The sequence below is a fragment of the Halosimplex salinum genome (assembly GCF_003730195.1).
In the GTDB taxonomy this organism is placed as follows: Archaea; Halobacteriota; Halobacteria; order Halobacteriales; family Haloarculaceae; genus Halosimplex; species Halosimplex salinum.
In genome coordinates this window covers 70,933-89,336 of sequence record NZ_QWGG01000009.1, presented here as the reverse complement: position 1 = coordinate 89,336, position 18,404 = coordinate 70,933, and the positions used below count along the sequence as shown (strand labels likewise).

Sequence of the window (18,404 nt, the reverse complement as noted above, 5' to 3'; positions counted from 1 at the left end):
GACTCGCTCCGACCGCATCGCAGTCGAGCGGCTCCGTCGTCGCTTCGCTAGCTGTCGGTGTTTCGAGCCGTCCCGTCGTCGGACCCGCGGGACTCGTCGCTGTGGTGGTTCGCCGTCGCGCGCTCGACGGCGATCTCGAGGGACTCGAAGTGCATCTCTTCGACGGCGCCGTCGGGCGTGTACCAGCAGAAGTCGTCGTGTTTGTCGTCCAGTTCGACGTTGCGACTGCGGGCCTGGACGCGGTACAGCACCGCGTAGACGGGTTCGTCGCCGTCGCCCCAGATGTCCGTGATCGTCTTGACCGGTTCTTTGACCTCCGTGTGGAGGCCGACGCGTTCGTACAGCGTCCGTCGGAGCGCGGCTTCGGGCTCGGCGTCCGCCTCGATCCGCCCCCCCGGAAAGGTCCACGGTCGGAGCCCGCTCGTGACGAGCAAGACGTCGCCGCGCGGGCCGAACACGATCCCGCGCTGTGTCACCTGCCCCCGAAAGTACTCGTCGCCCATTGTGAAGTTCGTGCGCTCGTACGACCTTGAACGTTTACCTCTCGCCCGACCCTCCCCGATTCGACGCCACACCCGCCGACGACCGCGCTCGTCCCTGGTCGGACGAGAGGTGAAAACATCATAAATATTATTTCTCTACGAAACAGTCATGTCTCATACATATATATTTCGCTCGGACCAGCACGCGGGACGGTCGAAGTCGGTAGCGTGACCAAAACCCATACAACGATCGGGTTTGAGGGTGAGCTATGAACGACGACTCCCCCAGGATGGACATCGGGCTCGTCGGGTTGGGCGAGCACGGGGAGACCCACGCGGAGTTCCTCCAGGAGCTGGGCCACACCGTCCACGCGGTGGACCTGGACCCGCGGGCGAAAGAGCGCTTCCGCAGCCGGTACGACGCGACGATGTACGAGGGGCTCGACGAGCTGTTCTCGGCCGACATGGACGCGGCGATCATCTCGACGCCGAACAAGTTCCACGAGACCGCCGCGCTGAAGGCGTTCGACGCGGGGCTGGACGTGCTGATAGAGAAGCCGCTGGCCCACGATCTGGCGAGCGCCGAGCGGATCGTCGAGGCGGCCGCGGAGACGGGCAGCATCTGTATGTGCGGCTACTTCCACCGCTTTCGCAACCGCTGTCGGCTGGCGAAAGCCTACGTCGAGAGCGGCCGGCTCGGCGAGGTCACGCACGTCGACGCGCGGTTCATGCGCCGACGCGGCGTCCCCGGCCGCGGGACGTGGTACACCTCCCGGGAGATCGCGGGCGGCGGCGCGCTCATCGACGTGGGCTGTTTCCTCGTCGACCTCGTGCTGTACTTCTACGACTGGCCCGACCTCGAGGAAGTGATCGCCACGGCGCGGTCGGACTTCGGGGACCGCTCGGACTACGCCTACCTGGAGATGTACGGCGAGGACGACGAGGCAAAGATGTACGACGTGGAGGACTCGGTGACCGCCTTCTGCGAGTTCGACGGGGGACAGACGGCCCACCTCGAGGTCGCCTGGGCGGCCAACGCCGAGCGGCGCCACGAGTACAACATCCGCGGGACGGAGGCGGGCGTCTCGCTGGACGTCACGACGCCCCTGGAGTCGGTCGACCCGGCGGGCGGCCAGCACCGCGATTTCAGGCTGTACGAGGTGCGGAGCGACGTGGTCGACCACTACGTCGACAGCGAACTGGTCCCGCCGGCCAACGACCCGTTCCGGGACGAACTCGCCACGTTCCTGGCGGCCGTCGAGACCGGCGAGTCGCCCGACCGCTGTACCGCCGAACAGGCGCTTGCGGTCCAGCGAGTCCTCGACAGCATCTACGAGGCCGCCGGTCGGCCCCGGCCCTGACGTACGTTTAAGTGCCGACCGGGACAGGTTCGGACATGAGCGAGGGCGACTCCCGGTCGGGGGGCGGACGGATAGAGTCGGTCGCGACGGCGTTCAGGATACTCGAGGGGGTCCGCGAGCGCGACCGGGTCGGCGTCACGGAGCTCGCCGACGCGCTCGACCTCCCCAAGAGCACCGTACACCACTATCTCAGCACGCTCGCGTCGGACAACTACCTCGTCCGCGAGGACGGCAGGTACCGGCTCGGCCTGGGGCTGTTCACGCTCGGGGCCTCGGCGCGGACGCAGGAACGGATCTATCACGTCGCCAAGCCGAACGTCGACCGGCTGGCCGAGACCACCGGCGAACAGGCCCGGCTCGTCGTCGAGCGCGACGGCCAGGGGATCACGCTGTACCAGGCCGCCGGTGACGACGTCGACGACCCGCCGACCTACGCCGGGACCGTCGAGGACCTGCACTGCACGGCCGCCGGCAAGGCGTTCCTGGCCGAACTCCCGGCGGACCGACTGGACGCGTTCCTCGCGGACAGTTCCCTGTCCCGGCGGACGGACAACACGATCACCGACGAGGACGAACTCCGCGCGACGCTGGCGGAGATTCGCGAGCGCGGGGTCGCCTTCGACGACGAGGAACGCGACCAAGGGGTCCGGTGTGTCGCCTCGGCCATCTCCGACCGGTCGGGCGAACTGCTCGGAGCGATCAGCGTCTCCGGCCCGAGCGACCGACTGACCGGCGAGCGGTTCCGCTCGGAGATACCGTCCCGGATCCGCAACGTCGTCGGCGTCGTCGAGTTCAACACCACCTACTCCGAGTGGTCCGACGCGCTGTAACCCCGTCTCTCCTCCACCCGCGTCACGGCTCGTTCGACCAGCCAGCGGCTGCTCCGAGCGGCGTCTCTCCGGTCGCTCCGAGCGGACAGACGTATAAGAAAACAATGTATGATCGAACGTTGTCACCAACGGCCGAATCGAAACAGCGAGGGTCAGGGCTCCCGGCCTCGCGGGGTCAAGGCGAGGGGGAGCCACTGGCACGGCAGGCGACGGACGCCGCCACCGTTCGGTCTCCGAGCGGATCACGGCGTCGAATGCCGACTGTGGGGGGATGTCTGTCTGACAGCGAGTGGCTACCTGCGTGCCGCTTCACGGTACTCGGTTCGGATACTTAATAGTTCTCCCAGAGGAGACAGTCGGGACGGGCCGCGAGTGGAATAGTCACGAGCGCCGCCCCGGACGCACGAGTCCGCTCCGTCCCCGACTGTTCAAAATGTTTTTACATGATCGTTCCGACGTGTCTCTCGTATGCCTCGTGATCGCGAGCTTCGCGGGAGAGCCGATAGTAGCGGCACCGGGACGGGTGGACTGTCGCGGCGTGTGTTCCTGGGCCTCCAGTCGGCGGTACTGGCGGGCGCGGCGACCGGGACTGTCGTCGGTGAGCCACAGTCCGACGGGAGCGGCACGGACTCGGCCGTCAGTAACACCGTCTCACTGGACGTCGACGACCGAACGGACGAGGCCGTCTCGGACGGCCTCTTCGGGCGCCTGTGCGAGAGTTACGACTCGGGGACCATCTACCCCGGCGTCTACTCCGAACACGTCAAGAACCCCTCGTTCTACCCGCGGACGTACTCGGAGGACGACTTCTTCGGCCCGAGAACGTTCTACCCCGCGTCGGAGATCGAACAGGTCGACGGCGTGCCGTTCCCGTGGGAACCGGTCGGCGGGACGGGCGCGTCGTTCGAACAGCGCGAGGGCGGCGTCGCCGCGGTGGAGACGACGAACTACCAGCGCGTCGCGCTCGACGGCGCGCGCGGCGGGATCTCCCAGAAGATCGTCCTCCCGGACTTCCGAACGCTGGGGTACGACCTCTCCGTGTCCGTCCGCGGCGAGGGCTGTGAGACGGTGCGGGCCGCGCTCACGACGCTCGACGGCGAGGAGCTCGCCGCGACCGACCTCCCCGTGACCGGCGAGTGGACGCGCCACGAAGTGACGCTCGAACTCGCCGAGGCCGCGGGCGAGCAGTACATCGCCGGCGCCATCGCGGACGTCGACACCCCCTACGGGAAGTACGCCGTCGAGTTCACGGCCGAGGGGAGCGGCCACGTCGACCTCGACTGGGTGAACCTCGCGGCCGACGACGCCGTCCGCGGCAAGTTCAACCCGAGCACCGTCGCGCTGATGCGCGAACAGAATTCGACGTGGCTGAAGTGGCCCGGCGGCAACTTCACCAGCCAGTACAACTGGCGCGACGGGGTCGGCCCGCTCGACGAGCGGCCGGTCCGCTTCAACCACGCCTGGGGCGGCCTCGAACCCAACTACTTCGGGACCGACGAGTACCTCGAACTCTGCGAGGTGGCCGACCTCACGCCGCGCATCACGGTCGGCTGGTGGGACAACCCGCCCGGATGGGCCGCCGAACGGCAGATCCTGCCCGAGGACGCCGCCGACTGGGTCGAGTACTGCAACGGCTCGACGGACACGGAGATGGGCCGTCTCCGCGCCGAGAACGGCCATCCCGCGCCGTACGACGTGACCCACTGGGAGGTCGGCAACGAGGTCTGGGGCCCGTGGCAGCGCGGCTCGACGCAGGACCCCTCGGAGTACGCGAGCGGCTCCGACGAACGGATCGGGTTCGTCGAGTACGCCGACGCGATGCGGGCCGTCGACGACGACATTCTGGTGTACGCCGACGCGATGGACCCCGGCTACGAGGAAGCGAACACTCCCGACCCCGCCACCTGGAACGACACCGTGTTCGCGGAAGCGGGCGACCACCTCGACGGGTTCGACCTCCACCGCTACAACTGGGGGATCGAAAGTCAGGACGCCCGCGACGCCTGGTACGACGAGCACGACGCCGGCCCGATCGACTACAACGAGGTGCTGGTGATGTTCCCGACGCAGTTCGGCGAGTTGATGGCCGAACTGAGCGAAAAGGCCGACGACGCCGGAATCGACGACTTCCGTATCAACGTCGGCGAGTACGGGCTGTTCCCGAGCGTCGACGACGGCGCCCCCTATCCCGGCCCGGAGACGATGCCCGGCGGCGCGTACATCGCGGGGATGCTCAACGCCTTCGTCCGACAGAGTGAAACGGTGAAAGAGGCCTCCCAGACGTGGGTGCCCGTTCGGATGTTCCCGCCGATCAACGAGGACTTCCCGCCGGACCCGAACCCGCTGGCGCCCGCGGGGTCGGTGTTCGGCCTCTATTCGGCGCTCTTCGAGGACGACGCCGAGTGGCACGCCGTCGACGTGGAGCTCGACGGCAACAGTCGAACGATCCCCGACACCGGACCGCGTATCCGCCCGATGGAGGACGTGCCCTACGTCGACGCCGCGGGGATGCAGAACCGCCGCGGTCGGGAACTCGCCGTGTTCCTCACCAACCGGAACCTCCGGACGAACAGCGAGGTCACGGTCGAACTCGGCGACCGGTACGCCGGCAGGTCGGTCGAGGTCGTCGCCCTGCGCCCGACCGCCGAGGAGCGGCCGCTCCCGCACCTGTTCCCCGAGTCGTGGGACGAACCGACCAACCACACCGCAGAGCAGACGACGACGACCGTCGGCGAGGACGGGACGCTGACGCTGGATCTCGACCCGGCCGCGGTCGTCCGACTGTACGTCGACAACGACCGCGGTCAGCCCGACACCGTCGGCGACGACGGCGTCTGGCGCGGCCTCGACGCCGCACCGTACAGCGAACCGCACGTTGGAACGATCGGTGAGGACGGAGACGAGGAAGACGAGGGAGAGGCAGAGGACGACGAGCGGGAAGACGAGAACGAGGACGAAGGAGGAGACGACGAGGACGGAGAAGACGAAGACGAGAGCGAAGCGGAGGACGACGGCGACGAGGACGAATCGGCGTCGGGAGACGACTGACGCCCGAGACGCCGGCGGACTCTCCTTCGGTCAGTTCTCTCGCTTCGGTCGGTTCGACCCTCAGGGACGCCTGCGGTGCCACACCTGCATCGCGCCCGCCTCGCGGTTGTCCCAGGCGTAGTACGGCACGAGTCGGAGCCGCGTCTCCTCCTCGGCGGTCTCCTCGACCGGTCTGTACAGCGACCCTTCCCACCCGTCGAGGAACGGCACCGTCGCGTCCGCTTCGAGGGCGGTTGCGCCGTCGAGGCGCGCGTCCGCGCCGTCGGTCTCGATCGCCGCGTCGTCGGGGACCGAGTACTGGTGGAGCGGTCGATCGTTGTCGACGGCCTCCGCGCAGTAGACGAGTGGACCGCGCCGGACGGCCACCCGTCCGGCGTCGGCCTCGACCGCGGGGTGGGCCGTGACCAGTTCGGACTCCATCTCCAGTCGCAGTTCGATGTCCTCGCCGCTCCAGTCCCGCTCGATCCGGACGTACCCGGTCCCGTCGTGCGAGACCTCCTTCCCGCCGTGTGAGACTTCCTCGCCGTCGACGGTGACGGTCGCGTCCTCGCTCCACGCGGGGATCCGGAGGTTGACCGGGACGGCGCCGGCGGCGTCGACTTCGATCTCGACTCGGCCCTCCCACGGGAGGGCGCTGGACTGATCGAGTTCGACCTCGGTGCCGTCGACCGTCGTTTCGAGCGTGCTGCCCACGTACTGGGTGACGTACAGTTCGCCGCCGGTCGTCGAGTAGCAGTACTGGCCGAGCGAGGCGAACAGCCGGGCGGCGTTGGGCGGACAGCAGGCGCAGGTGAACCAGCCGCTCCGGTGGTGGTCGCCCGAACTCGCCAGCGGGTTCACGTAGAAGAATCGCTCGCCGTCGAGGCCGACGCCCGCCAGGAACCCGTTGTAGAGGGTCCGTTCGATCAGGTCGGCGTACTTCGCGTCCGTCGTGAGTTCGAACAGCCGCTGGTTCCAGAAGACGCTCCCGATAGCGGCGCAGGTCTCGGCGTATGCGGTCTCGTTCGGCAGGTCGTAGTCCTCGGTGAACCCCTCGTGGTCGTACTCCGGGCCGATGCCGCCGGTGACGTACAGCCGCTTCTCGGTCATGTTCGCCCACAGGCGGTCGAGCGCCGCCCGGAGGGCTTCGTCGCCGCGCTCGGCCACGAGGTCCGTGACGCCGGCGTAGAGGTACATCGCCCGGACGGCGTGGCCCTCGACGGCCTCCTGCTCGCGGACCGGCGCGTGGGCCTGGGCGTACGTGCCGACGTACTCGCCGTCCTCGTCGAGGAACAGGCTCCCGCCGCCGTCGGCGGGGATGAGCGCCCCGTCGTCCCACGAACTGCCTCCGATCTCCTCGGAGTGTTCGAGCTCCCACTGGAGTCGGTCGTCGTGGCCCCGGCGGTCGACGAAGTACTCCGCCAGGTCGAGGTAGCGCTCCTCGTCCGTGACGCGGTAGAGACGCACGAGCGCGAGTTCTATCCCCTCGTGGCCGGGGACGCCGTCGATCTCGTCGCCGAACACGTCGTCGACGTGGTCCGCGAAGTCGACGGCCACGTCGAGCAGGGAGCGGTCGCCAGTGGCCTCGTGGTGGGCGACGGCGGCCTCGATCAGGTGGCCGGCGCAGTACAGCTCGTGCATGATGTTGAGGTTCGTCCACTCGTTCCCGGGCTCGACGAGCTGGAAGTACGTGTCGAGGTAGCCCGAATCCTTCTGGGCGGCGGCGATCAGGTCGATCACTTCCTCGACCCGCTCGCGCAGGTCGGGGTCGTCGGCCTTGGCGAGTTCGTAGCTCGCCGCCTCGATCCACTTGTAGGCGTCCGTGTCCTGGAACCACATCCCCTGGAACCCGCCCTCCGTCCCGTCGGCGGCGCGGCGGAAGTTCTCCAGGGTTCCCGACGCTTCGAGCTGTTCGTACTGGTACTCGACGGTCACGTCCCGGTTCCTGTCGATCCACGGCGACCAGAACTCGTCGTCGACGGTGACGTCGGAGACGTCGATAGAATACTGCGAGCTGGGCATGCTGACACCCGACAGTTGCGCCAGTGGGCGAATAATACTACTGGTCACCGGGCCGTGCGGCCACCGGGATTTATCTCCGTGTCTCGCCACAGTCGGTGTACGGCAATGACAGAGCTCTTTCGCCACACCAGCGGCGAGTCTCCGGACCGCGCGACGGTCCGACTCGACCCCGAGCGGCGGGGCGACCCGGTTCCCGACGAACTGTTCGGCAAGTTCGGTGAACACCTCTACTCGCCGCGGAACGTGCAGAACGTCCTCGAAGCGCAGGTGCTGTACAACCCCACGCTGGCGTCGTGGCAGTTCCAGGACTACCAGTACGACGCCGACGGCGGCCGCGGCGGCGTCCGCGACCCCGACGAGATAGCCGAGCGCATCGAGACCTACGCGGAGACGCAGGGCGTCCCCGACGCCGACCGCCTCGAAGAGGCCTACCACGACGGGACCGCGCTGTGGTGGTTCCCGTACGGCGACGAGGGAGCCGTGCGGACCAGCCCCGACGTGGGGACGGCCGAGGACCGCGCCCAGCGAATCGAGATACTCGATGCCGACGGAACCACCGATTCGGAGGACAGCTACCGCGGCATCGCGCAGTGGTGTCACCTCCCGATCCACCGGACGAACGGCTACGAGGGGCAGGTCACGCTCCGCGCGATTGAGGAGACGCCGGTCCGTCTGGCTGTCCACGAGGTGGCCGAAGACGGCGTGCTCGGCGACGTGCTCGCTGAGACGACGATTACTGCTCACAGGGACAACCGCACGACCGCTTTCGAGTTCGACCTGCCCGCGGGGCTGGACGAGTCGGACCGGCTGTTCGGGTTCAGCGTGACGACGGCCGCGGCCGACGCGAACCTCGTCGTCGACCGCGTCCTCTGCCGACCGGACGACCACGTTCACACGGCGGATCCCGAAATCGTCGACCTGCTCCGCGAGATGGATCTGTCGGTCTTGCGGTGGCCCGGCGGCAACTTCGCCTCGGGGTACCACTGGCGCGACGGCGTCGGCCCGGTCGAGGAGCGGCCGACGAAGCCGAACCCCGCGTGGGACGCCGTCGAGTCTAACCTGTTCGGCACCGACGAGTTCCTCGCGCTCTGCGAGGCCGTCGACTGCGAGCCGATGATCTGCCTGAACGCCGGGGACGGCACGCCAGAGGAGGCCGCCCGCTGGGTCGAGTACTGCAACGGCGACCCCGAGGAGACGGAGATGGGCCGGCTCCGTGCCGAGCACGGCCACCCGGAGCCCTACGACGTGCGCTACTGGGAGGTCGGCAACGAGATATACGGCCCGTGGCAGGTCACCTGGACGACGCCCGGCGGCAACGCCGACCGGTTCCGGCGCTTTCGCGAGGCGCTGACGGCGGTCGACGACGAACGGGACAATCGAGGCACGGCCATGCCAGCTACGTCGCTGACAGCATCGATCACGGCGAACGACTGGCTCGTCGTCCGGTTCCGAGCGTCGAAACGGAGCCACACAGCGAAAAGATGCGGTCGTCGCTCGCGTCGTGCCGTTACTCCACGGAGATGGCGGCGACGGTCGACGGTTCGAGTTCGGCGGTGATCGTACCGTCGCCGTCGACGGTGACGTCGAGGTCGTCGGCGGCGAACTCGTCGGCGTTGCTCGCGTCGACTTCCAGGTCGGGCTCCTGGCCCTCGAAGAGGACCTGCGCGTCCACGTCGTCGCCGGTCGCGTCTTCGACGGTGAACTCGACCGTGTGGGCCGCGCGGGTGTCGAGGTTCGTCGCGGTGACGTACACCTCGCCGTCGTCGTCGACGGAGGCGGAGGCGCCGACCAGCGGCAGTTCCTCGTCGTCGAGTTCGCGGGTCGGCGTGTCGACGGAGGTGGTGACGGCCTCGTTGCCCTTGTGCTGGGCGTAGAGGTCGTAGACGCGGTAGGTCGGGCGCGCCCACGCCTCGTCGCCCTCGGTCTCGACGAGACACTGGAGGACGTTGACCGTCTGGGCGATGTTGGACATCGTCATCACGTCGGCGTGGTCGTTGAAGACGTCGAGGACAGCGGCCGCGGAGAGGGCGTCGAGGACGGTCCCGGGCTGTTCGAGACCGGTGCCGCCCTGGGCCTCGGGGTGCCACGAGCCCCACTCGTCGATGATGACACCGATGTCACGCGTCGACGCGAAGGCGTTGATCGCGGAGGCGATCCGCTCGATGTGGTCGTCCAGCTCCAGCGCCTCGGCGAGGAACTGGTCGTAGTCGTCCTCGTCGGACTCGGAGACGGTCATCGTCCGGCCGTAGTAGTGGTGCAGCGTCAGGTGGTCGAGCGGGAAGTCCACGCCCCATTCGGAGTTGCCGACCTCCTCCATGAAGCGGTGGTTCCACTCGTGGTTCTCGAAGCCGCAGGCGATGAGTTCGAGGTCGTGGTCGAGCATGTGGGCGCTCTGGGTCCCGACGTACGTCGCGAAGCGGCGGTACTGACGGGCGTACTGCTCGGGGGACATCCGGCCACCGCAGCCCCAGTTCTCGTTACCCAGTCCCCAGTACTTCACCTCGTAGGGCTCCTCGCGACCGTTCGCGCGGCGGCGGTCGGCCAGTTCCGTGTCGCCGTCGTAGTTGCAGTACTCGACCCAGTTCGCGGCCTCCTGAGGGTCGCCGGAGCCGACGTTCGCGGCGAGGTACGGTTCGGTGCCGACGCGCTCGCATAGTTCGAGGAACTCGTCGGTGCCGAAGGCGTTGGACTCCTCGGGTATCATCTCGCGGCCCTGGCCCCAGAAGAGGTTGCGGCGACGGGGTCGGTCCTCGCGCGGTCCGACGCCGTCCTCCCAGTGGTAGTCGTCGGCGAAACAGCCGCCGGGCCAGCGCAGGACCGGCATCTCGAGGGCTTCGAGCAGTTCGAGGACGTCCTCGCGGAACCCCTCCTCGTCGACGGTGTCGTCGGTCCAGACCCCGTCGTAGATACAGCGCCCGAGGTGCTCGGCGAAGTGGCCGTGCAGTTCGGGCTCGATACGATCGATACCTGCCTCTGTGTGAACGGTGACGCGAGCGTCTGTCATACAGTCGTATGGTATTCGATAGCGGTGGTATAAATGGATCGGTCCGACAGCAAGGCCGGGAGATCCGGGGCCCAGCGCGTCGCTCGACGGGGCATCCTCGACCGAAAATAGCCGTGAGAGCGGCCGCTACAGCTGTTCGACGGTGTTTTTCAGCGTGCCGATGTTCTCGATCTCGATGTGGACCTCGTCGTCGGCCAGGAGGGTCACGTCGTCCGGCGGGATGATCGACGTACCGGTGAGGAGGACGCTGGCCTCGGGTACCTCGTTGTAGCGGGTGAAGTAGTCGACCAGTTCCTCGCAGGTGCGGACCATCTCGCTCGTCGAGGTGGACTCCTCGAAGACGGTGTCGCCGTCCCGGTGGATCGACATGCGCATCTCCACGTCGAGGGGGTCGCCGATCGACTCGCCGGTGGCGATGCAGGGGCCGAGCGCACAGCTCTTCGCGTAGGTCTTGCTCTGCGGGAGGTAGAGGAGGTTGTCGCGCTCGATCGAGCGGCTACACACGTCGTTTCCGACGGTGAAGCCGACGATCTCGCCCTCGTAGAGGACGATCGAGAGCTCTGGCTCGGCGGCGTCCCAGTCGGAGTCGCCGCGGATGCCGACCGCGTCGTTCGGCCCGACGGTTCGGCTCGGCGTCGCCTTGAAGTACACCTCCGGGCGGTCGGCCTCGTAGGCGTTCAGGTACGCTTCGGCCAGCCCGCCCTCTTCCTCCCGGGCCTCCTGACTGATGGCGTAGGTGACGCCCGCGCCCCACACCTCGTCGGGGTCGACGGGTCGGACCAGGTGTTCGCGAACGGACGAGAGTTCGACCGTCGGCGCCTCGTCGAGCAGTCCGCGCGCCACGTCGTCGACGCTCCGGTCCGTCAACGACGCGGCCGAGGCGAGTTCGAAGAACGACGACGGGGCCGCCCCCGTCGCAGTGAGGTCGTAGGCGGCCGACTCGTCTGCGGCGATGAGTGACGTAGAGTCCCCTCGCTCGATGCGATAGTAACGCATAGTCCTCCATGGCGATTTCCAGTACAAAAACTTTGTCGTTCGTCCGGGATGCACGGGGGGCGTCGGCCCCGAGAACCGCTCGGCCGGCACCGCTCCACGCTATCCGAGACTACCGGATCAGACGTGCTGGAGGTTGACCTCGATGATGTTCGCGGTGCTGAGGACCTCGGACGGGATCGTCTCCTCGAAGCGTTCCCCGTTCATGCGGCTCTTCGGGGCCGAGACGCTGACCGCGCCGACGACCGTGTTATCGGTCGTGATGGGCGCGGCGACACAGCGGACGCCCTCGACGCGCTCCTCGTTGTCGATGGCGTACCCGCGCTCCCGGATGTCGTCGAGTTCCGTCTCGAGTTCGTCGCGGTCGGTGATGGTCTTGGCCGTCACCGGTTCGAGGCCGTGTTCGTCGAGTATCTCGTCGCGCCGCCGCTCGCTGACTTCCGAGAGGATCGTTTTCCCCATCGCGGTCGTGTGGAGGTCGACCTCCATCCCCTCGTAGGTGTCGAGGTTCACCGAGCGCGAGCCCTTGACCTTGTAGAGGAAGATCCCGCGGCCGTTCTCCTCGATCATGAGGTTCGCGTGCTCGCCGGTGTCGCTCGCGAGCTGGCGGATCTCGCCTTCGGCGACCTGGAAGAACTGTGACTCCGCGCGTGCGCGCCCGCCGAGATTTAGAAAGCGGACGCTGACGCGGAACGTCCGGCCGTCCTTGACGAGGTACCCCGTGTCCGTGAGCGTCTTCAGGTGGTCGTGGACTGTGCTCCGGGGCTTCTCGAACTGCTCGACGACCTCGGGGAGCGTCGCCCCACCCAAGCCGTGGACGGTCTCGACGATGTCGAGGCTCGTCGCGGTGGATTTGATCGGCGGGTCCTGTTCTGCGTGCATATCGCTACCACTGGGCTGGATCTACATTAATCGTCCGACAACGTCGGATGCAGCGGGGCCCACCGGGTCGGCCCGATCCGGTAGAGTTAAGTCGTCTCTCTGGAGCACACCAACTATGTCGGAGCTGGAAATCACAGACGTCGAGACGCACCTGGTAGCCAACCCGTGGAAGCCGTGGGTCTTCGTCCGTCTCCACACGGACGCGGGCATCACTGGCGTCGCAGAGGCGACGACGCACGACAAGCCGCGGACGGTCGCGGCGGCCATCGAGGAGATGTCGGACTTCTTCGTCGGGCGAGACCCGTTCGACACGGAGTCCCTCTGGCTCGAGATGTACCGCGACGAGTGGTTCTCGAAGAACGTCATCAACACGACGGTCGTCTCCGCGATCGACATGGCCTGCTGGGACATCAAGGGCAAACACCTGGACCAGCCGGTGTACGACCTGCTCGGCGGACCCGTCCACGGCACCGAGCTGCGCGCCTACGCCAACGGCTGGTACACCGACGCCGACGGCGAGCCGGAGGGCTTCGCCCGCGCCGCCGAGCGCGTCGTCGACGACGGCTACGACGCGATGAAGTTCGACCCGTTCGGGACCGCGTGGCAGTCGATGACCACCGAGGAGAAGAACCACGCCGTCGACATCGTCGGCGCGGTCCGCGAGGCCGTCGGCCCGGACGTGGAGCTGCTCATCGAGTGTCACGGTCGCTTCTCCGCCGCGCAGGCCGTCGACATCGCGAAGAAACTCGACCAGTTCGACCCGGCGTGGTACGAGGAGCCGTGCCCCCCGGACTCGATCAACAGCCTCGCGGAGGTCGCGCGGAAGTCGCCCATCCCGGTCGTTACGGGCGAGCGCCACATGACCAAGTACGACTTCTACGAACTGGTCACGCGCACCGACATCGACGTCTTCCAGCCCGACTTGATGAACACGGGCGGTATCACCGAGGGCAAGAAGATCGCCGGCCTCGCCGAGGCCGACCACGTCGACATCGCGCCGCACAACCCGCAGGGGCCGGTCGCCGGCGCCATCTACTCGCACTTCTGCACCTCGATCCCGAACTTCCGCATCCAGGAGATGTTCCAGACCTACGACGAGGACTGGGTCGACGAACTGCTCGTGGATCCGCTGGTGGTCGACGACGGCTACGTCCAGGTGCCCGAGGGCCCCGGCTTCGGCATCGAACTCGACATGGACGTCGTGAAGGAACACGAGTACACCGAGGACGCGGTCCACACCATCGACCTCTGGGAGGACGACTGGGAGAAGCGCGCCGACGAACTGCGCTAAGTCGTCGTCCCGTCTCCGAACCCGGATACATCGCCTGTCTCGCCGCGGCCCCGTAGAAAATTGCGGATTCGCTTTTTATTCGACGTCGACCGTCTCGCCGGACTCCGCTGCGTCGTGAATCGCCGCGACCGTCTTCATGTCGAGCAGCCCGTGCTCGCCGTCCGCGTGCAGGGGTTCGCCGGCGAGCACCTGCTGTGCGAAGTACTCGAACTCCTCGGCCATCTGGTCGACCTGTTCGGTCTCGACGTCGACGGTGGTCCCGTCCCGCGCGACGGTGAGCGAGGTCTCCATGTGGAAGGCGGGTTCGAACTCGATGCGGCCCTCCGTGCCGACGATCTCGAGGCGCGTGTGGTCGTGGGCGTTCTGTGACGAGGAGCAGGCCGCGTGCGTGCCGTCGTCGAAGACCACGGAGAACGTCGCCACCTCGTCGGGTACCTCGTCGAAGGCCTCGTGGTTGGAGGCCATCGTCGACTGGACCTGGACGGGGTCGGCGTCGAGGACGAACCGCGCGGTGTTCAGCGGGTAGATGCCGAGGTCCATCACGGACGTCCCGTACCCCGTGAGGTCGGGGTCGAGCCGCCACTGGTCCGGGTCCTCGATCATCTCGAGCAGCGGCTGGGAGTTCTCCCCGTGGACGAGCATCGGTTCGCCGATGACGCCGTCGCGGACCATCGCGCGCGCTCGTCGGACGGCCGGTTCCGTGTGCATGCGGTAGGCGACCATCAGCGGCACGTCGTGTTCCTCACACGCGTCGACGAGGGCCCGCGCGCGCTCGACGGTCGCCTCCATCGGCTTCTCACAGAGGACCGCCTTGCCGTTGCGAGCGGCCGCCTCCACGTGTTCGAGGTGCGTCGCGTTGGGCGTGCAGACGTAGACAGCGTCGTACGCGTCCGCGGCCTCCCCCGACGCCAGTTCGTCGTAACTGAGGCCGTACTCGACGGTCTCGTACTCCTCGCGGACTCGCGCCGTCTTCTCCGTCGAACTGCTGACCACCGCGGTCGCCTCGCAGTGCCCGACGGACTCGATGGCCGGGAGGACGTAGTCTGTCGTCCACCACCCGACCCCGACGAGTGCGAATCTGACGGTTCCCTCGGCGTCGGTTCGCCAGTCTCTCGGCTCGTAGTCGAACAGGGTTGTCGCCATTGCGTTCGCCCGATCCGGCACTACTCGGATAAATGTATCTCTCGTGGCGAGCGCGCCGTCCGAACTGTCTATCCGATTATATCGGACGAAACTGCTGCCGATGTCGACGGGGATCGCCCCGATCGAGATTACATCGGTATATCTGTAATCGATCGCGGCCCCCTCGGTCCGGGAACGGACGGTTCGTGGTGCGGAGACTGCTCTGTGTGCTCGACGTTCCGCTCGAACGCCGGGATCTGCCCGATCCGGCTTTGTCGGATCGTCTCGTTCACTGCTCCAGGCACGTAGAGCACGGAAACCGAACGCAGGCCCGGCCGGCCTCTCCTAACCGTTTCTCGAAGTGAAACACGCACGCCGCGCCGGACGGGCGGACACAGGTGTCGCCACGGGATACATTACACGACTATCTCTGTAATCTCACGTCCGAAACTCGTCCAGGAGTGCGAAGGGGGAGAGTGACCGGCGCTGGACGGGCGATCCGTGCCCCAGTTCGTTTCAAATACTGAAACGGCTGGGTTTCTCTGCGATAGCGGGTCCAGATTGCGTCGTGCCGGACGCCTCGCTCGTCGGCCGGCCCAGTTCGCGGTCTCCGCATAATTCTCTCTGTTCCGAAGAAAAATTTAAATACCATCCGCGTCCCGGGAATAGTATGCGGGACAGTAACAACCTGCGCGACAAGCTATCACGTCGTCAGTACGCACAGCTGTTGGCCGGTGCCGGGACAGTGGGTCTGGCCGGCTGTCCGTCGGAGAGTGGGGAGGGCGATACCCCCAACTCGACCCCGACAGACGAGGACGACTCGGGGTCTGGCGGGGACACCGGGACCGACGGTGGCGCCGGGACCGACGAGCCGGCCGACTCGGGGACCGACAGTCCGACGCCGATGGCCGACCCGGTGACAGACGAGATCCGGGTGTTCCAGTCTAACTCGCCGGACGTGTTCGACGCCAACGTCTGGGCGCCCCAGGACAACTCCACCGGGATGGCGTTCATGACAGAGCTCCACGCGCTGATGAACGTCCACACCAGAGAGATGGAGTACAGCGGTCTGGAGGTCGAGACGCCGTGGAAACCGAACACGGACAGCGTCTCGGTCATGACCTGGTTCACCGGGTACGAGGTCGACGAGCCGTACGATTTCTACGAGTCGCACGACGAGCGGGCGACGTACTGGAACGGCGACCCGCTGGACGCCGACGCCCGCGAACTGCACAACCACGTCCACTGGTACCAGCAGGGCAACAAGTTCGCCGAGGACCAGGCGTTCCAGCAGGAGGCGACCAGCCAGTGGGAGTACCACACCTGGTACGCGGACGGGAGCGGGGAACTCGCGGACAACCCGCAGGCTCGCCACATCCTCGAGGCGGAAGCGGGCCCCAACGACGGCGACATGCCGCTCCACCCCGACTTCGTCCAGCCGTACGCGGACCGCTACGCGGACGCCTCGTCGTCGGACCAGGCGGGATCGATCACGGACGACCTGTCGAGCGACCGGATCTCGCTCCAGCGCCTCTCCGAAGAGGGGTGGGGCCACGGTCCCTACGAACTCCGGGACATGGACGACCTCGGGTCGGAACGGGTCGTTCTGCGCCTCCGCGACGAATCCGCCGCGAGCGACGGCGAGACCGAGACGGCACACCCCAACGCCGCCAACACCAACGTCGAAAAACTCGCGATCTACTGGGGCGAGGGCGACCGTCGAAACACGCTCGCCGGCAACGGGTCGCTCGACCTCAACGGGAACATCGTCTCGGAGAACGGCCTCTACTCGCGGGAGACGCTGCCGGACCACATGCAGGAGCTCACCCGGTGGCTGCGCTCGACCGGCGGCGACAAGTGGCGGTTCAACTGGCACGACGAGCACCTGCAGAACCTCTGGGTCCGTCGCGCGCTCGTCGCCGCCGTCGACTGGCACGCCGCCGGCGCGAACGGCTGGGGCGACGAGCGCTCCGTCCCCATCGAGAACGACACGTACCTGCTCGACGCCCAGTCGGAGTCGACGTTCTCCGGTGAGTTCCTCGATAGCCTCCACTCCTGGCCGAAGGAGTCGGACTTCGAGGCGGCGGCCGAGTACCTCCGTCGGGGCGGGTACTCCAAGCAGGGCGAGCAGTGGGTCGACCCGCAGGGCAACCCCGCGTCTATCGACCTCATCTACCCGTCGTCGATCAACGACTACGCCGGCGCCGGCCAGACGATCAAGGCCAACCTGGCGAACTTCGGATTCGGCGTCAACTTCAGCAGTCAGAACTGGTCGTCCTGGACGAACAACCTCACCGCCTCGAACGGTCTCAACTACGACTCCTCGATCTTCTGGCACGGCTACCCCAACGTCTTCGGCTTCTACAACACCACGCCCGGGTGGTGGTCCGGCACGCTCGTCATGGGCCAGGAGGAGAACCCGACCGCCCGAGTCCAGCCGCCGGGTCAGGGGAGCGACACCGGGACGACGAAGGACGCCCAGGGCAAACCGCTCCAGGTCGAGATCCCGACCGAGGTCGGGTCGATCGAGGCGCCGGACGAGGCCGGCATCGACCCCGACCTCTCCGACGGCGAGGAGATCAACCTCGCCAGCATCGTCCACGAGATCCGCGAACCCGGCAAGTCCGAGGAGGAGATCCAGGAGCTCTACCGCAAGTGCGCCCGCTACTACAACTACTATCTCCCCCACTTCGTCTTCCACCAGTACACCTGGGGCGCGTGGGGCAACGTCCGCGACTTCGAGTGGCCTGATGCGGGCCACCGCGGCTTCGACTACGAGCGCGGCTTCGGGATCAGTACGAACCTGATCCTCGGCGGCCTGATCGAGGCCAGCCGCGACACCGACTTCCCCGCGCCCGAGTAAGCGGGTCGACCCGCGCCACCGCATCGTCACTCGGGCCTCGCCGGCCGTCCCGACCGCTCCGACCGACGGCACGGGGCCCTGCACCACTCCTTGCCACCCTCCCGCACGACTCCCACGTTCTCTACCGACTGGTCTCGGTTCTCTACCGACTGGTTTCCGTCCTCTCCCGCCGAGAAGCGACCGTTTCGATCTCGTCTACGTTTCAAGAATCATTTGTTAGAGCGATACCATACAAATGTTGTTACTTAGTGGCTGTTTATCCGGTATGATATACGATTGCGTCTCTAGGCGCTTAGAAGGCCAAAAATATGGTATATGTCCCTACAAGACACTACCTCTAATTTCGTTATCGTATCTTGGCGGAGCCGGTGAAAATACAATTGATGGGCGGTGTGTTGCGTATTTCTCAAATTTGTCTGATTCCGACCGGAATCAAACATATAAGATTAATATATATCCACGTATTCGTATCTAAGCGGTCCCCCGGGCTATCCCGAGTCCGGCGGAACTCGATTGCGAACCGCCTC

At 66.8% G+C, this 18,404-nt stretch carries 12 protein-coding genes; 6 read left to right on the top strand and 6 right to left on the bottom strand.

Features of this window, described 5'->3' with window-relative positions:
- Positions 1-47 precede the first annotated feature (47 nt).
- Positions 48-503: an NUDIX domain-containing protein gene (locus tag D1409_RS19410; RefSeq protein ID WP_123538648.1), complete on the bottom strand. Its 456-nt coding sequence runs from the start codon at positions 501-503 to the stop codon at positions 48-50.
- A 248-nt stretch (positions 504-751) separates the two neighbouring features.
- On the opposite strand from D1409_RS19410, the gene D1409_RS19405 reads away from it, so the two are divergent.
- From D1409_RS19405 to D1409_RS19395, 3 genes are all read left to right on the top strand, one after another.
- The gene (locus tag D1409_RS19405; protein WP_123538647.1) at positions 752-1,843 is read left to right on the top strand and encodes a Gfo/Idh/MocA family protein; all 1,092 of its coding nucleotides are present in this window, start codon (positions 752-754) and stop codon (positions 1,841-1,843) included.
- Between the two features lie 35 nt (positions 1,844-1,878).
- A complete protein-coding gene (locus tag D1409_RS19400; RefSeq protein ID WP_123538646.1) occupies positions 1,879-2,673 on the top strand; it encodes an IclR family transcriptional regulator in 795 nt (264 codons plus the stop codon).
- Positions 2,674-3,141: 468 nt separating this feature from the next.
- Positions 3,142-5,721 (top strand): alpha-L-arabinofuranosidase, encoded by a 2,580-nt coding sequence (locus D1409_RS19395; RefSeq protein ID WP_206425138.1) that lies wholly within the window; start codon positions 3,142-3,144, stop codon positions 5,719-5,721.
- Between the two features lie 60 nt (positions 5,722-5,781).
- On the opposite strand, the gene D1409_RS19390 is transcribed toward D1409_RS19395, so the two are convergent.
- Positions 5,782-7,722 carry a glycoside hydrolase family 127 protein gene (locus tag D1409_RS19390; RefSeq protein WP_123538645.1) on the bottom strand — a complete coding sequence of 647 codons (1,941 nt, stop codon included), beginning with the start codon at positions 7,720-7,722 and terminating at the stop codon, positions 5,782-5,784.
- Positions 7,723-7,827: 105 nt separating this feature from the next.
- Between D1409_RS19390 and D1409_RS19385 the strand changes: the two genes are divergently transcribed.
- Positions 7,828-9,279 (top strand): hypothetical protein, encoded by a 1,452-nt coding sequence (locus D1409_RS19385; RefSeq protein ID WP_206425137.1) that lies wholly within the window; start codon positions 7,828-7,830, stop codon positions 9,277-9,279.
- Here D1409_RS19385 and D1409_RS19380 read toward each other — a convergent pair.
- The 3 genes from D1409_RS19380 to D1409_RS19370 form a co-directional block, all read right to left on the bottom strand.
- Positions 9,230-10,726 carry an alpha-N-arabinofuranosidase gene (locus tag D1409_RS19380; RefSeq protein WP_123538644.1) on the bottom strand — a complete coding sequence of 499 codons (1,497 nt, stop codon included), beginning with the start codon at positions 10,724-10,726 and terminating at the stop codon, positions 9,230-9,232. The two genes, D1409_RS19385 and D1409_RS19380, sit on opposite strands and share 50 nt — an antisense overlap.
- 126 nt (positions 10,727-10,852) lie before the next feature.
- Positions 10,853-11,722 (bottom strand): fumarylacetoacetate hydrolase family protein, encoded by an 870-nt coding sequence (locus tag D1409_RS19375; RefSeq protein WP_123538643.1) that lies wholly within the window; start codon positions 11,720-11,722, stop codon positions 10,853-10,855.
- A 117-nt stretch (positions 11,723-11,839) separates the two neighbouring features.
- On the bottom strand, positions 11,840-12,601 hold the full coding sequence (locus D1409_RS19370; protein WP_123538642.1) for an IclR family transcriptional regulator: 762 nt from the start codon (positions 12,599-12,601) through the stop codon (positions 11,840-11,842).
- 115 nt (positions 12,602-12,716) lie between these two features.
- Between D1409_RS19370 and D1409_RS19365 the strand changes: the two genes are divergently transcribed.
- Positions 12,717-13,892 (top strand): mandelate racemase/muconate lactonizing enzyme family protein, encoded by a 1,176-nt coding sequence (locus D1409_RS19365; protein ID WP_123538641.1) that lies wholly within the window; start codon positions 12,717-12,719, stop codon positions 13,890-13,892.
- A gap of 75 nt (positions 13,893-13,967) precedes the next feature.
- On the opposite strand, the gene gfo6 is transcribed toward D1409_RS19365, so the two are convergent.
- Entirely contained in the window at positions 13,968-15,035 is a 1,068-nt protein-coding gene (gfo6, locus tag D1409_RS19360; RefSeq protein WP_123538640.1) for a D-xylose 1-dehydrogenase Gfo6, read from the bottom strand.
- A 649-nt stretch (positions 15,036-15,684) separates the two neighbouring features.
- Here gfo6 and D1409_RS19355 point away from each other — a divergent pair.
- Positions 15,685-17,877: a periplasmic substrate-binding domain-containing protein gene (locus D1409_RS19355; protein WP_123538639.1), complete on the top strand. Its 2,193-nt coding sequence runs from the start codon at positions 15,685-15,687 to the stop codon at positions 17,875-17,877.
- Positions 17,878-18,404 lie beyond the last annotated feature (527 nt).

Excerpts from the sequence above, each read along its gene's own strand:
- D1409_RS19410 (WP_123538648.1), bottom strand. The coding sequence starts at position 503 with ATGGGCGACGAGTACTTTCGGGGGCAGGTGACACAGCGCGGGATCGTG.
- D1409_RS19405 (WP_123538647.1), top strand. The coding sequence starts at position 752 with ATGAACGACGACTCCCCCAGGATGGACATCGGGCTCGTCGGGTTGGGC.
- D1409_RS19400 (WP_123538646.1), top strand. The coding sequence starts at position 1,879 with ATGAGCGAGGGCGACTCCCGGTCGGGGGGCGGACGGATAGAGTCGGTC.
- D1409_RS19395 (WP_206425138.1), top strand. The coding sequence starts at position 3,142 with ATGCCTCGTGATCGCGAGCTTCGCGGGAGAGCCGATAGTAGCGGCACC.
- D1409_RS19390 (WP_123538645.1), bottom strand. The coding sequence starts at position 7,722 with ATGCCCAGCTCGCAGTATTCTATCGACGTCTCCGACGTCACCGTCGAC.
- D1409_RS19385 (WP_206425137.1), top strand. The coding sequence starts at position 7,828 with ATGACAGAGCTCTTTCGCCACACCAGCGGCGAGTCTCCGGACCGCGCG.
- D1409_RS19380 (WP_123538644.1), bottom strand. The coding sequence starts at position 10,726 with ATGACAGACGCTCGCGTCACCGTTCACACAGAGGCAGGTATCGATCGT.
- D1409_RS19375 (WP_123538643.1), bottom strand. The coding sequence starts at position 11,722 with ATGCGTTACTATCGCATCGAGCGAGGGGACTCTACGTCACTCATCGCC.
- D1409_RS19370 (WP_123538642.1), bottom strand. The coding sequence starts at position 12,601 with ATGCACGCAGAACAGGACCCGCCGATCAAATCCACCGCGACGAGCCTC.
- D1409_RS19365 (WP_123538641.1), top strand. The coding sequence starts at position 12,717 with ATGTCGGAGCTGGAAATCACAGACGTCGAGACGCACCTGGTAGCCAAC.
- gfo6 (WP_123538640.1), bottom strand. The coding sequence starts at position 15,035 with ATGGCGACAACCCTGTTCGACTACGAGCCGAGAGACTGGCGAACCGAC.
- D1409_RS19355 (WP_123538639.1), top strand. The coding sequence starts at position 15,685 with ATGCGGGACAGTAACAACCTGCGCGACAAGCTATCACGTCGTCAGTAC.